General features: G+C 39.7%; 7 protein-coding genes and 21 tRNA genes. 1 reads left to right on the top strand and 27 read right to left on the bottom strand.

Translation table 11 applies throughout. The features are described 5' to 3' along the window. Position 1 precedes the first annotated feature (1 nt). On the bottom strand, positions 2-1402 hold the full coding sequence (locus H0184_RS11580; RefSeq protein WP_221824611.1) for an isochorismate synthase: 1401 nt from the start codon (positions 1400-1402) through the stop codon (positions 2-4). A 361-nt stretch (positions 1403-1763) separates the two neighbouring features. Here H0184_RS11580 and H0184_RS11575 point away from each other — a divergent pair, with 361 nt between their 5' ends. Next, positions 1764-2702: a 1,4-dihydroxy-2-naphthoate polyprenyltransferase gene (locus H0184_RS11575; protein ID WP_221824609.1), complete on the top strand. Its 939-nt coding sequence runs from the start codon at positions 1764-1766 to the stop codon at positions 2700-2702. Between the two features lie 41 nt (positions 2703-2743). Here H0184_RS11575 and H0184_RS11570 read toward each other — a convergent pair whose 3' ends face one another. The 26 genes from H0184_RS11570 to H0184_RS11445 all read right to left on the bottom strand — a co-directional run bounded on the left by H0184_RS11570 (position 2744) and on the right by H0184_RS11445 (position 13770). Continuing rightward, a complete protein-coding gene (locus tag H0184_RS11570) occupies positions 2744-5137 on the bottom strand; it encodes a glycogen/starch/alpha-glucan phosphorylase (protein WP_221824607.1) in 2394 nt (797 codons plus the stop codon). After that, the gene (gene glgA / locus H0184_RS11565) at positions 5127-6575 is read right to left on the bottom strand and encodes a glycogen synthase GlgA (protein ID WP_221824604.1); all 1449 of its coding nucleotides are present in this window, start codon (positions 6573-6575) and stop codon (positions 5127-5129) included. The genes H0184_RS11570 and glgA overlap by 11 nt, the downstream gene beginning before the upstream one ends. Next, entirely contained in the window at positions 6572-7603 is a 1032-nt protein-coding gene (locus H0184_RS11560) for a GlgC family sugar phosphate nucleotidyltransferase (RefSeq protein WP_221824602.1), read from the bottom strand. Before H0184_RS11560 ends, glgA begins: the two co-directional genes overlap by 4 nt. 16 nt (positions 7604-7619) lie before the next feature. Further along, complete coding sequence (locus H0184_RS11555) at positions 7620-8768, bottom strand: glucose-1-phosphate adenylyltransferase (protein ID WP_221824600.1); 1149 nt, start codon at positions 8766-8768, stop codon at positions 7620-7622. Continuing rightward, positions 8710-10656 carry a 1,4-alpha-glucan branching protein GlgB gene (glgB, locus tag H0184_RS11550; protein ID WP_221824598.1) on the bottom strand — a complete coding sequence of 649 codons (1947 nt, stop codon included), beginning with the start codon at positions 10654-10656 and terminating at the stop codon, positions 8710-8712. Before glgB ends, H0184_RS11555 begins: the two co-directional genes overlap by 59 nt. A gap of 937 nt (positions 10657-11593) precedes the next feature. Beyond that, positions 11594-11665 (bottom strand) — tRNA-Glu (locus tag H0184_RS11545). Positions 11666-11675: 10 nt separating this feature from the next. Then, a tRNA-Ser gene (locus H0184_RS11540) sits at positions 11676-11766 on the bottom strand. Positions 11767-11774: 8 nt separating this feature from the next. After that, a tRNA-Asn gene (locus H0184_RS11535) sits at positions 11775-11849 on the bottom strand. Between the two features lie 61 nt (positions 11850-11910). Next, positions 11911-11987, bottom strand: a tRNA-Ile gene (locus tag H0184_RS11530). A 6-nt stretch (positions 11988-11993) separates the two neighbouring features. Beyond that, positions 11994-12067, bottom strand: a tRNA-Gly gene (locus H0184_RS11525). Positions 12068-12084: 17 nt separating this feature from the next. Next, a tRNA-His gene (locus tag H0184_RS11520) sits at positions 12085-12160 on the bottom strand. Positions 12161-12189: 29 nt separating this feature from the next. Next, positions 12190-12265, bottom strand: a tRNA-Phe gene (locus tag H0184_RS11515). A 26-nt stretch (positions 12266-12291) separates the two neighbouring features. Next, positions 12292-12368: transfer RNA gene (locus H0184_RS11510), tRNA-Asp, on the bottom strand. 2 nt (positions 12369-12370) lie between these two features. Beyond that, a tRNA-Met gene (locus H0184_RS11505) sits at positions 12371-12444 on the bottom strand. A gap of 121 nt (positions 12445-12565) precedes the next feature. Then, positions 12566-12658, bottom strand: a tRNA-Ser gene (locus tag H0184_RS11500). A gap of 17 nt (positions 12659-12675) precedes the next feature. After that, positions 12676-12752 (bottom strand) — tRNA-Ile (locus H0184_RS11495). A gap of 31 nt (positions 12753-12783) precedes the next feature. Next, positions 12784-12860: transfer RNA gene (locus H0184_RS11490), tRNA-Met, on the bottom strand. A gap of 41 nt (positions 12861-12901) precedes the next feature. Then, positions 12902-12977, bottom strand: a tRNA-Ala gene (locus H0184_RS11485). Between the two features lie 19 nt (positions 12978-12996). Then, positions 12997-13073 (bottom strand) — tRNA-Pro (locus H0184_RS11480). 6 nt (positions 13074-13079) lie between these two features. Next, positions 13080-13156: transfer RNA gene (locus tag H0184_RS11475), tRNA-Arg, on the bottom strand. Between the two features lie 18 nt (positions 13157-13174). Beyond that, positions 13175-13263 (bottom strand) — tRNA-Leu (locus tag H0184_RS11470). Between the two features lie 5 nt (positions 13264-13268). Beyond that, positions 13269-13343: transfer RNA gene (locus H0184_RS11465), tRNA-Gly, on the bottom strand. Between the two features lie 25 nt (positions 13344-13368). Then, positions 13369-13450 (bottom strand) — tRNA-Leu (locus H0184_RS11460). A 30-nt stretch (positions 13451-13480) separates the two neighbouring features. Next, positions 13481-13556 (bottom strand) — tRNA-Lys (locus H0184_RS11455). 25 nt (positions 13557-13581) lie between these two features. Continuing rightward, positions 13582-13657, bottom strand: a tRNA-Thr gene (locus H0184_RS11450). Positions 13658-13694: 37 nt separating this feature from the next. After that, a tRNA-Val gene (locus H0184_RS11445) sits at positions 13695-13770 on the bottom strand. Positions 13771-13810: the final 40 nt, after the last annotated feature.

Below are 13810 nucleotides of genomic sequence, written 5' to 3'. Positions count from 1 at the left end.
ATTAATTTCCTCCAAGGGCACGCAGCATCGGTCTAAACTTTAAGCCAGTTTCTAAATATTCACTTTCAGAATCTGAATCTGCAACGACGCCGCATCCTGCAAATATTGAAGCTTCCTTACCTTGAATAAGACCTGAACGAATGGCAACCGAGAACTCCCCGTTTCCACGATAATCAACCCATCCAAGCGGAGCAGCATAAAATCCTCGGTCCAACTCCTCAACTTCTCTAATTTTCTCTACTGCTTCTTGCTTAGGCAGTCCACCTAAAGCAGGAGTTGGATGAAGCCTCTCAACTAATAAAAGCAAAGATGCGTCCTTTTGACATTTACCAATTACAGGTGTATAAAGGTGTTGAATATCCCTTATCTTCATTAATTGCGGTTCATCGGGAAGGATTATTTCCTCACAGGATTCTTCTAGCGCTTCCTTTATCATTTCAACCACAAATCCATGTTCAATAAGGTTTTTCTGATCTGTTAATAATGCCTGCCCTAAAATTTGGTCTTCTGTTTCGTCCTTACCTCGTCTTATCGATCCTGCAAGACATGTAGAGAATACATTATTTCCCTGCTTTTTCACTAGTCTTTCAGGCGTTGCACCAATAAAACAATCTCCATTCGATTCAAAAACAAAGATAAAGCTATCGCGCTGTTGAGTATAAAGATTTTTAAGGATAATCTCTGCTTTAACGTGATTATCAAAAAATAATCTTAATTCACGTGCAAGAACAACCTTTTTTAAGGATCCAGTTTTCAAATCCTCAACCACATCATCCACACTTTGTTTCCATTGCTGTGGTGAGATTTCTTTCGTATCTATGAGTTTAGCTGGCTTTAATCCGGTATCCTGTTTAAGTGAAGTAAGTAATTGGATTCGCTCCTTTATTACTTTTTCAAATAATGTTTCATCATCATTAAGCGTAAATACTATATTGGTTGTTAAAAACGTTTGACCCTCAACTATTGTTAACATATATTTGGGAACATGGAATAAAGAATCAGCGTATTTCGACCACAGCGTTGTTTTCTCTTTAATTGGATCAAAGGAGAACCCGCCAAACATTACAGGTCCTAAACCATTTTCATGGTATGGATTAAAAATTAGGCTGTCCTTTAAGAATTCCTTCCACTCTTCTTCAACATGAAAAAAGCGGTCAGTAGCCTGATCCGACTGAATTTGCTTCGATATGCCAAGGCCAATTAGGATAATTTCCTCATTTGGGTCTTTCCAATAGAACCTTTCCCCTAGATAGCGCTCTGTTCCACTATTGAAAAAGGATAAGGGGTCAATACTATCCATTTTATGAACTTCGCTAATTAGAATGGGCCGTCCAAGTCTTTGTGCAGTACTTACAGCTAGAAGACCCCTTTCCTTTAATTCCGTCTCTTGAATGGTAACCAAAAAAATCCCTCCAAAACAGTCAAATGACTGTTATCCATTCATTTTAATGCCTATTTAAAGGATACTACTTTCATTGTAAAGAAGTCAGTAATACTTGTCACTACCTATCCAAGGCACTACCTTATTATATCTTAAATCCTACCGAACAGGGTTGTATTTGATTTTCATTCGTTTATTTCATTTTCCCTCCAAAATGCAATTAATAATCGGACTGGAATTATCTGTTAGATCCTCTAATAAAAAATATTTGACCTAGTTCTCAGATTCACATAAACTTAGGTTTGGAAAGTCTTTAGACAATAGTACAAATTATCGATTTTACTATAAATAATAGAAAAATTTTATAAAGGGAGAGAAGAGAATGCAGCCAAATTTACAGCATACTTCAAAGCCTGCAGTCGAATCGAATCGCGGTTTCCAGGTTTGGTGGCAAATGACCCGTCCCCATACTTTAACTGCATCATTCGTCCCAGTCTTACTTGGTACAGCACTATCACTTTCAAATGGAGAAATACATTTTGGTCTTTTCTTTGCTATGTTAATCGCAAGCTTATTAATCCAAGCAGCAACGAATATGTTCAATGAGTATTATGATTTTAAACGCGGACTCGATAATGAGCATTCAATCGGTATTGGCGGATCGATTGTCCGTGATGGAATTAAGCCGAAAACAGTCATGCAGCTCGCACTAAGCCTGTATGGAATTGCTTTATTAATTGGAGTATATATTTGTATGAGTACCAGCTGGTGGCTGGCAGTTATTGGGCTAGTTTGTATGGCAGTTGGTTATTTATATACAGGTGGACCTTTCCCAATAGCCTATACACCATTTGGAGAAGTCTTTGCAGGATTCTTTATGGGTATGTTAATCATTTTGATTTCATTCTTTATTCAAACAGGAACAGTGACAGCCACTAGCATCCTTGTTTCAGTACCAATTCTAGTTCTTGTTGGGGCCATTAACTTTTCAAATAATATACGAGATTTAGATGGCGATAAGGAAAACGGACGAAAAACGTTAGCCATTTTACTAGGTAAAAATAAGGCAGTCACCTTAATGGGTTATATGTTCATCTTTTCATTTCTTTGGATAATTGGATTAATCATTGCAGGTGTTGCTCCAATTTGGACATTAATCGTGGTTCTAAGTATTCCTAAGGCAATGAAAGCAATTAAAGGCTTTAAAGCAGGCGTTTCACCTATCCAAATGGCTCCTGCCATGAAAGCAACAGCACAAACCAATACAATTTTTGGCTTTTTACTAGCTATTGGTATTTTTATCGGGCACTTTGTTTCTTAACTATAAAAAAGGCTTCTGCTGATTAGCAGAAGCCTTTTTGTTTATACCGGTTTAATTCCCCAAATATTGTCCGCATATTCTTTGATTGTCCGATCACTCGAAAAGTAACCTGCATGTGCGATATTAACTAGACATTTCTGTTGCCAGATTTGCTGGTCCCTAAATGTCTCTCCAATGGTCTTTTGCGTATCCGCGTAGGAAGCAAAATCCTTCAGAACAAAGTATTGGTCATTCTCCTCGAGCAATGAATCAAAGATTGGTTCAAATTCATTATAAACGCCCGGGAAGAAACCATTAACAAGCTGATCTACGGCTTGCCGAATTCGGCTGTCATGGTGGTAATATTCAATCGATTGATAACCTCCATGCTGGTAATAATGGAGAACCTCAGCAGCAGATAGTCCAAATGTAAAGATATTCTCATCCCCAACCAGCTCATGAATTTCGATATTAGCCCCATCCATTGTCCCAACTGTCAGCGCACCATTAATCATAAATTTCATATTTCCTGTACCAGACGCCTCTTTACTTGCAGTAGATATCTGTTCACTTAAGTCTGCAGCAGGAAAGACCTTCTCTGCAAGTGAAACACGGTAATTTTCAAGGAAAACGACTTTCATTTTATCCCCAATAAAAGGGTCATTATTAACCTTCTCAGCTACCGTATTGATAAGCTTAATAATTTTTTTCGCATAATAGTACCCCGGAGACGCTTTTGCTCCAAAAATGAAAACTCGTGGTACCATTGTAAAACTAGAATCCTCTTTTATCCGATTATAAAGATACATGATATGTAATACCTTTAAAAGCTGCCTCTTGTACGCATGAAGACGCTTTACCTGGACATCAAAAATTGCAGAGGAATCTACAACAATACCATTCTTACTCTGGATTACTTCAGCAAGACGCTGCTTGTTATCCTTTTTAATTCTTAAAAGCTGTTCCATGAAGGATGAATCGTGCTGATATTTTAGTAAGTGAATTAAATCTGCGGGTGATTGAGTCCATGAAGAACCAATTGAATCACTAATTAAGTTTGATAAATCTGGATTCCCTTTTAATAACCAGCGGCGATGGGCAATTCCATTCGTTTTATTATTGAATTTTTCTGGGAACAGTTGATAAAATTGATTCATTTCACGAGTTTTAAGAATTTCTGTATGAAGCTTGGCAACTCCATTAACACTAAAACTCCCTACAATCGCTAAATGAGCCATTTTCACATAGCCGTCCGCGATGATGGCAAGCTTTGCAATTCTATCCCAATCCCCTGTGTATTGATCCCATAAATCCCCGCAAAATCGTTCATTTATTTCTTCTACAATCATATAAATTCGCGGTAATAGCGGCTGAAAAATCCGGATTGGCCATTTTTCCAATGCTTCTGATAAGGTCGTATGATTGGTATAGGAAATCGTATGACTTGTGATATTCCAGGCTAGATCCCAATCAAATCCTTCCTCATCAATGAGGATTCTCATTAGTTCAGGAATCGCCAGTACGGGGTGAGTATCATTGATGTGAATACAAACATGCTGATGAAGTTCCTTTAAGTTTCCGTGTTGTTTCCGATACGTTTTAATGATGGATTGAATACTTGCGGATACTAAAAAGTATTGCTGCTTTAGCCGCAGTATTTTTCCCTCATCGTGGGTATCATCCGGATATAGGAATTCTGATACTAATTCTGTTTCCCGTTTGTACTTTAAAATATCATCATGAATAGGGAATTGAGACGGCTCAGCATTCCATAATCTTAAGGTATTTACGGTTTCTGAATTATATCCAATAACCGGCATATCATGTGGAACGGCAGTAACGGTTTCAGCATTCATATGTTGGAACACAAGGCGGCCGTTCTCTGTTCTGCCTTCTACCTTACCCCAAAATGGTATTTTAACAGCTAAGTCTGCCTTCCGAACTTCCCAAACATTTCCGCTTCTGAGCCATTGCTCTGGCAGTTCTACTTGATAACCATCTACAATTTTCTGCTCAAATAGTCCATGTTTATAACGAATTCCATGACCGTGTCCTGGGAGATTAAGTGAGGCAAGGGAATCAAGAAAACAAGCGGCTAATCTACCTAAGCCGCCATTTCCCAAGCCTGCATCACTTTCCAATTCCTCAAGGTTACTTAAATCGATACCTAGTTCGCTAAGACCAGCTTGTACGGTTTCTTCAATACCCAAATTAATTAGATTTTGCCGCAGAAGCTTACCTAATAGATATTCTATTGATAAATAATAGACTTGTTTTCCTTTTGCAGCCAGATAACGTTCATTTGTTTTTATCCAATCGTTACTAACAAATTCACGAATCATAATTCCAAGGGTTTGGTAATGGTCACGCTCTGAACTTTCTGAAAAACTCTTACCGCAAACCATATTCAACCTCTTTAGAAACGTGTTCTTAAACTCTGTGGTATTAGAAAACATGGGTCTCACTCCTCGAGATCAGCTCTGCATAAAGCTGATTGTACTTGAATGCAGACTGGGCCCAGCTATTATCCTTTTCCATCGCTTTTTGAACAATCGTTTCCCAAGCGGGGTCGTGATAAAAGTGTATTGCCCTTCTAATGGTATATAGCATGTCATGAGCATTAAAATTTTTGAAAGAAAACCCATTCCCTTCATTGGCAGTCTCATTCCAAGATTGTACGGTATCATTTAATCCGCCTGTTTCACGTACAATTGGAACCGCACCGTACTTCATGGCGATTAGCTGCCCCAGACCACAAGGTTCGAATAGAGATGGCATTAGGAATAGGTCTGCACCTGCATATAGCTTGTGAGCCAGCCCTTCACTAAAACCGATATGAACCTTTAATTTATCTGGATAGGCGTTTGCTGACTGACGCAGAAACTCTTCGTATCCATAGTCTCCCGTACCGAGAACCACCATTTGAATGTCTTCATGAAGAATATCCCTTAAAACACATTTTACAAGATCTAATCCCTTTTGTTTTGTAAGTCGAGTAATCATGACCATTAATGGAGTGTTTGGTTTTTGTGGAAGTCCAAAGTATTTTTGAACCTCACTTTTGTTAATGGCTTTATTTTCAAGACTATTTACTGTATATGTTTTAAACAGCAGGGGATCATCAGCAGGATTATAGAAATTTTCGTCGATTCCATTTAAGATTCCAACTAAATCTTCTTCTCTCGTTTTTAGGAGCCCCTCCAGTTTTTCGCCATATGCAGGAGTCTGAATCTCCTGTTTATAGGTTGGACTTACTGTTGTAATCTCGTCAGCCGCAACAAGAGCACCCTTCATAAAATTAATACAGCCAAAAAACTCTAAATGCTCTGGGGAGAAAGCATCCCAATCTAACCCAAGTAGATCTCCTAATGTTTCTCTTGGGAAAATACCCTGGAATTGAAGATTATGAATGGTAAAAACAGTGCGTATTAACCCATAATTCTTTCGCTTGTAATACTCCATTCTTAATAGAAAAGGAATCATGGCTGTATGCCAGTCATGGCAATGCAGGACATCTGGATAAAAATCAAGATGTGATAATGCTTCCAACACAGCTCGATTAAAATACGCGAATCTTTCGCCATCATCATAATAGCCATAAAACCCTTCACGTTTGAAATAATACTCATTATCTACAAAGTAATAGGTGACTCCTTCATACGATAGCTCCTCAATCCCACAATATTGGTTTCTCCAGCCAACTGGGACTGTAAATTCTTTTATTTTTTTCATGTCCGCTTTAAATTCTTCCGCAATCGTCCCATACTTGGGAAGGATTACTCTTACATCTGTGCCAAGACTTTTCAGTTCTTTAGGCAGGGAACCTGCCACGTCGGCAAGTCCCCCAGATTTTGCAAATGGACCACATTCTGAAACTGCAAATAATACTTTCACGAATTCATCAGAGCTCCTTGTTTAGTTCCCTTCCGCACAACAAAAGGATCCCTGGCAGTACCTGTTAGGATTGTACCCGCCTCTACCTTTACGTCCTTGTCTAAAATAACGGAATCCAGGTAGCAATTATCTTCAATTACACATTTTTGCATGATAATGCAATTCTTAATAACTGCCCCTTTACCAATTTTTACGCCCCTAGAGATAATACTATTTTCAACCGTGCCATTTATTAGGCAGCCATTCGCAATCATGGCATTTTGTACTGCAGAGCCTTTTAAATACCTTGTAGGCGGCTCATCCTTAACCTTTGTCAGTATAGGCTGTTCTTTAATAAATAATTGCTTCCAAACATCAGAGTTCAATAGATTTAAACTAGTAGAAAAATAGTTTTCGATTGAATTAATCATAACTGCATATCCAGAATAATCATATCTGCAAATGGAGTGATTGTGTTCAGGGTCTAACACAACATCCCTCATACATGTATATCCTGTTTCATTTCTTGTTTCTATTAATTTTATGAGCAAGGATGTTTTTACTAAATACATCTCCATTGGAGTCCCATTCTCATGATATATTTCGGTAATATCGCATCCTGAATGTATATGCCAGTCTAACAACGGTTTAAAATTCATATTGAAAACTGTGTAGCAATTCGTAATTATGGAGTACTCTTGAGAACTGCGGTAAAAGAAATCTAAGTTTGCAGCAAAATTTTCAAATGAACCAATTTTATTTATATCAGAATCCACAACAGGAGTTGGAAAAAAGAAAAGTCCATCACGCTTGCGGTTTAAATCCCAATTCTTCCCTGAACCCAGGTGATCCATAAGCGAACGATACATCATCTTTGGAAAGATAGCCACGCTGCTAATTCCGGAATTCACCATATTTGAAAGCACAAAATCAATAATTCGATAACGTCCTGCAAAAGGCAGGGCTGCAAGTGAGCGATGTGTCAAAAGCTCTTCTAAATCATCGTGGTACGTGGTTGCGTCAATAACACCTAATAACTTTCTTTTCAATACTAGTCCCTCCCGTTTATTTAAAAGCAGGATATACCCCGCTTAACATTTCGTCTGTTACTAGAATAATTTCATCATCAAATGAACGTATTACGGTTCCATCTGGGATAACAGCATCACCTGGAACGATTGCTTTTTCAATTTTTACGTTTTCGCCAATAACCGCATCAGGCATAATGACAGACTCTTTAATGATTGATCCTTTTCCAACACTGACTCCTTGGAAAAGTACAGAATTATCAATTTCTCCTTCTATCGTACAGCCCTCGTTAATCAATGATTCTTTAACAATAGCTTCCGGAGAGATATACTGCGGCGGTTGATTAGGGTTTACAGAATAAATCCTCCAATCATGGTCAAACAGGTCTAAATCACATTCATCGTTTAATAAATCCATATTTGCTTCCCAAAGGCTTTTAACAGTACCTACGTCCTTCCAATAGCCTTTAAATGGATACGCATATAACTTCTTGTTTTCTTCTAAAAGGGATGGAATAACATCCTTACCAAAGTCATGGGAGGATTTAGAGTTTCTTGCATCCATCTCTAAATATTCTTTCAGTATATTCCAGCTAAAAATATAAATGCCCATTGAAGCTAGATTGTTCTTCGGCTCAGCTGGCTTTTCCTCAAACTCTGTTATTCTCAGATCCTCGTTTGTATTCATAATCCCAAAGCGGCTTGCTTCTGCCCAAGGAACTTCAATTAGAGAAATGGTGACATCTGCTCTTTTTTCAATATGGTACTCTAGCATACTCTCATAATTCATTTTGTAGATATGGTCGCCAGAAAGGATTAAGACATATTCAGGCTGATATTGTTTTAAATAATTTAAGTTCTGATAAATGGCACTTGCAGTACCGGTATACCACTTTACCTCTGATGTCTCAGCATATGGAGGTAAAACAGTTACCCCTCCATCCTTACGGTCAAGGTCCCATGCACTTCCAATACCGATATAAGAATTTAACAGTAAAGGTTGATACTGGGTTAAAACACCAACTGTATCAATACCTGAATTTGCACAATTGCTTAACGTAAAATCAATGATTCTGTATTTTCCTCCAAAAGGGACAGCAGGCTTCGCTAAATCTTTCGTTAGTGAATTAAGTCTGCTTCCTTTCCCTCCTGCCAATAGCATGGCTACGCACTTTTTCTTTCCCATTCCCTTTTCTCTCCTTTCGTTTTTTAACCGGTCGTAAGATCTGTATGCCAAAAGGCGGGATCGTCACATTAACGGAATATGGCCTGTCATGAAATGGCTCTTCGACAGCCATAAAGGTTTTCTTATTTACAAATCCAGCGCCCCCAAAGTCTTGATGATCACTATTTAAAATTTCCCTAAACTCACTCTGAGCTGGTACGCCGATTTTATATTCTGGATAATGAACACCTGTAAAGTTACAGATGATAACTAAATAATCATTTTCAGTTTTACCTTTTCTAATAAAGGAAAAGACTGATTGGCTGTGGTTATTACAGTCAATCCATTCAAAGCCATCATGCATATGGTCCAATTCATATAATGGTTTTGAACGTTTGTAAAGTTTTGTTAATTGTTTAACATACTGATTTAGATTTTTGTGCATTTCATAATCTAACAAATTCCAGTCTAACTGTTCTTTATCTTTCCACTCTGAAAACTGGCCAAGCTCAAATCCCATAAACAATAAATTCTTCCCAGGGTGCGCAAACATGTATCCCAGCAGCAGCCTTAGTTGAGCGAATTTCTCCCAATAATCCCCTGGCATTTTATCTAACAGTGATTTTTTACCGTGGACCACTTCGTCATGTGAAAATGGGAGCATAAAGTTTTCAGAAAACGCATAAAGAAGGGAAAAAGTTACTTTAGTATGAACACTAGTACGGGCAAATGGCGGAGTTTCCATGTATTTTAACATGTCATTCATCCAGCCCATATTCCACTTATAATCAAAGCCTAATCCGCCATAATGGACAGGTGCTGTCACATTAGGGAAATCTGTTGAATCCTCTCCAATCATCACAAAGGTTGGATCATATTCATGAACTTCTATATTTAATTTTTTTAGAAAATCAATTCCAAAAGGATTTTCTTGATTCTCAGCTGAATTTGGCCAATAGATGATATTTGCAACAGCATCCATCCTAAAGCCGTCAATATGGAAATAATCTATCCAAAAAAATGCATTTGAGATAAGGAAGCTTTGTACCTCTCCTTTTCCTAAATCAAAGTTTGCTGTTCCCCATACCTTATTTTCTCTGTCACTTTCGGTTTCGTATGAATAAATATGTGAGCCATCAAATCGATACAAACCATGTGAATCTTTACAAAAGTGTCCAGGTACCCAATCTAAAATGACTCCAATTCCATTTTGATGACATTGTTCAACAAAATACATAAAGTCTTTTGGTGTACCATAGCGAGAGGTTGTGGAAAAGTATCCTGTTCCTTGATATCCCCACGAACCGTCAAAGGGGTGTTCAATGAGAGGTAATAGCTCAACATGTGTAAAACCATGTTCCAGCACATAAGGAATTAGTTCAGCTGCCATTTCCCTGTAGGTTAAAAAGTCACCATTTTCATGCTTTTTCCACGATCCAAAATGAACTTCATATATTACCTGCGGCTCAGATAATAAGTTCCTTTTTTCCTTCCGCTGCATCCAATGATTATCCTGCCAATCGTAATCCTTCAAAGAATAAACAATTGATGCAGTATTTGGCCTTACTTCAGAATAGAAAGCATATGGATCTGATTTTAAAATTCTTTCTTCTTGCGCAGTAATTATTTCATATTTATAGAGGCAACCATTCAGGTCTTGATCAATGACAATAATCCATACACCTTCATTGTTTACCCTATGTAAATCGTAACCTTCTCCATTCCAGCTATTGAAATTACCAACTAGCCTGACTTCTTTAGCATTTGGAGCCCAAACACAGAATCGTGTGTAAACTTTATTAGATTCTTTAAAGACGTGTGCTCCAAAAAGCTGATGACTTTGAAAAAGGTTTCCTTCATGAAATAAATGCAATTGGTAGTCAGTTGGATATAACGTATTCACTGCCATTAATAACCTCATCCTTGTGAAATGTACTTCAAGGGTTAATTATAAGTGCAAAGTACTAATAATCCTTGTAAAACTTTTTTATCTTTTCTGACATTTAAATTCATAAAGGGTCATATTCCGCAATTATTCAGCAGTTTTCGACAAGAACTAACACGATATCCATCACGAACTGACAAAAATATATAAAGTTTTTTATGATTTTCGGATAAAAAATATTATTTGATTTGTGATAAATTCAACAGTAATAACGTGCAGAAATTCAGAAGAATGTAAGCGTTATCAAGGTTTTTTATGGTAAAGACGGAAGAGCGAAGTTATACTAATATAAGTTTTTCTGTGAAAAAACGCACTCTATTAGCGAGGACATGCAATGGTGGTTTTAGAAGCTTGGGTGGTTTGTTTTTCTTATATAACAACAAATTTTTTGGGGGGGGTACTTTATAACTTAACGAGGATATCAAAGAGCAGAATGAAACAAATGAGGCAAGTTAGGGAGAGGTTTGATCAATCAGTAGTGAGTGAAGATTGGAGAGACCTAATAGGCAGATTCAGCAGCTACTGTGTCACTTCAGGAGGGCTGCATTTACCCAAGTGGCATATCTAGAAGGCTCTCGGTCACTCCAAGAGTGCTGCATTTACCCAAGTGACATATCTAGAAGACTCTCGGTCACTCAAGGAGGGCTGCATTTACCCAAGTGGCATACCTAGAAGGCTCTCGGTCACTCCAGGAGGGTTGCATTTACCTAAGTGGCCTACCTAGAAGACTCTCGGTCTCTCCAGAAGGGCTGCATTGACCCGAATCGAAAATTCAACAGTCTCTCGGGGACTCCAGAGTATCCCAATTAGGAAAATGGCATATTCAGAATGTAACCAATGAAATTTCAGGAAAATTAAGCACAAAAAAACTGATGATAAATTTATCATCAGCCTTTTTGTATGACCCCTACGGGATTCGAACCCGTGTTACCGCCGTGAAAGGGCGGTGTCTTAACCGCTTGACCAAGGGGCCTTAAATTTTATGGCGGAGAAGGAGGGATTTGAACCCTCGCGCCGGTTACCCGACCTACACCCTTAGCAGGGGCGCCTCTTCAGCCTCTTGAGTACTTCCCCATAAAAAATGGCTCCGCAGGTAGGACTCGAACCTACGACCGATCGGTTAACAGCCGATAGCTCTACCACTGAGCTACTGCGGAACAATGGAAAGTTATTTTGCTTTCGCAAAAAACTATAATTATTTTGCTTTGCAAAAAATTCTGGTGGGCCTAAATGGACTCGAACCATCGACCTCACGCTTATCAGGCGTGCGCTCTAACCAGCTGAGCTATAGGCCCATAAATTGGAGCGGGTGATGAGAATCGAACTCACAACATCAGCTTGGAAGGCTGAGGTTTTACCACTAAACTACACCCGCAAATAATAGATTATAGATGGGGCGACTGATGGGAATCGAACCCACGAATGCCTGAACCACAATCAGGTGCGTTAACCACTTCGCCACAATCGCCATCATAATAGTTTTCCATAAAAAACAAATGGTGGCTCAGGACGGAATCGAACCGCCGACACAAGGATTTTCAGTCCTTTGCTCTACCGACTGAGCTACTGAGCCACAATATTTTGCCATCTTAATAAAAATGGCGGTCTGGACGGGACTCGAACCCGCGACCTCCTGCGTGACAGGCAGGCATTCTAACCAACTGAACTACCAGACCAATTGCGGGGACAGGATTTGAACCTGCGACCTTCGGGTTATGAGCCCGACGAGCTACCGGACTGCTCCACCCCGCGACAATAAAAAGTGTTTCAATGCATTTTATATCAATCTCAGAAAGCTTATTCAAGCTGCGGCTCGATTGATACAACTCGAGGTTAATTCATTGAAGTAACGCTCGTTGCTGAAGTAATAATATGGCGGAGGAAGAGGGATTCGAACCCCCGCGCGGTTTAACCCGCCTGTCGGTTTTCAAGACCGATCCCTTCAGCCGGACTTGGGTATTCCTCCATATTATATAAGGTTGTTGGTGGACCTTGTAGGACTCGAACCTACGACCGGACGGTTATGAGCCGTCTGCTCTAACCAGCTGAGCTAAAGGTCCTCAAATTTGTTATTTTGCTTCATAAAAACATTGGTAGCGGCGGAGGGGATCGAACCCCCGACCTTACGGGTATGAACCGTACGCTCTAGCCAGCTGAGCTACACCGCCAAATATTCAAAATTTTATTTTTCAGTGAAGTGAAAAATTTTTGGTGGAGCCTAGCGGGATCGAACCGCTGACCTCCTGCGTGCAAAGCAGGCGCTCTCCCAGCTGAGCTAAGGCCCCATTTGTTAATTAAGAAGACTGGTCGGGAAGACAGGATTCGAACCTGCGACCCCTTGGTCCCAAACCAAGTGCTCTACCAAGCTGAGCTACTTCCCGTAAATATGGCGCGCCCGAAAGGAGTCGAACCCATAACCTTCTGATCCGTAGTCAGACACTCTATCCAATTGAGCTACGGGCGCATATTTTGCTAAAAAACTTGGTGCCGAGGACCGGAATCGAACCGGTACGGTAGTCACCTACCGCAGGATTTTAAGTCCTGTGCGTCTGCCAGTTCCGCCACCCCGGCAATATTGGAGCGGAAGACGGGATTCGAACCCGCGACCCCCACCTTGGCAAGGTGGTGTTCTACCACTGAACTACTTCCGCATCTATTGATTTCTTAAAACTTAAGTGCGGGTGAAGGGAGTCGAACCCCCACGCCTTGCGGCGCCAGATCCTAAGTCTGGTGCGTCTGCCAATTCCGCCACACCCGCATATAGAAGATTTTTCTTACACAAAGATCTTGGTGAGCCATGAAGGACTCGAACCTTCGACCCTCTGATTAAAAGTCAGATGCTCTACCAACTGAGCTAATGGCTCATACAATTTAATAAAATAAAGAGCATGGTGCCGGCGAGAGGACTTGAACCCCCAACCTACTGATTACAAGTCAGTTGCTCTACCAATTGAGCTACCCCGGCATTATAATAGGTTATTTTCACTTTCGCGAAGAAAATATGGTGGAGGATGACGGGATCGAACCGCCGACCCTCTGCTTGTAAGGCAGATGCTCTCCCAGCTGAGCTAATCCTCCATTTATATAACAGCCTGGCAACGTCCTACTCTCACAGGGA

This window comes from Neobacillus niacini (assembly GCF_019749295.1).
GTDB classification, from domain to species: domain Bacteria; phylum Bacillota; class Bacilli; order Bacillales; family Cytobacillaceae; genus Neobacillus; species Neobacillus niacini_D.
Note: the sequence above shows the minus strand (reverse complement) of the source record. Positions and strands in the feature narration are given on the sequence as shown.

Bases quoted from the DNA above. Each gene is read 5' to 3' on its own strand.
- H0184_RS11575 (WP_221824609.1), top strand. From the start codon at position 1,764: ATGCAGCCAAATTTACAGCATACTTCAAAGCCTGCAGTCGAATCGAAT.
- H0184_RS11570 (WP_221824607.1), bottom strand. From the start codon at position 5,137: ATGTTTTCTAATACCACAGAGTTTAAGAACACGTTTCTAAAGAGGTTG.
- H0184_RS11555 (WP_221824600.1), bottom strand. From the start codon at position 8,768: ATGGGAAAGAAAAAGTGCGTAGCCATGCTATTGGCAGGAGGGAAAGGA.
- glgB (WP_221824598.1), bottom strand. From the start codon at position 10,656: ATGGCAGTGAATACGTTATATCCAACTGACTACCAATTGCATTTATTT.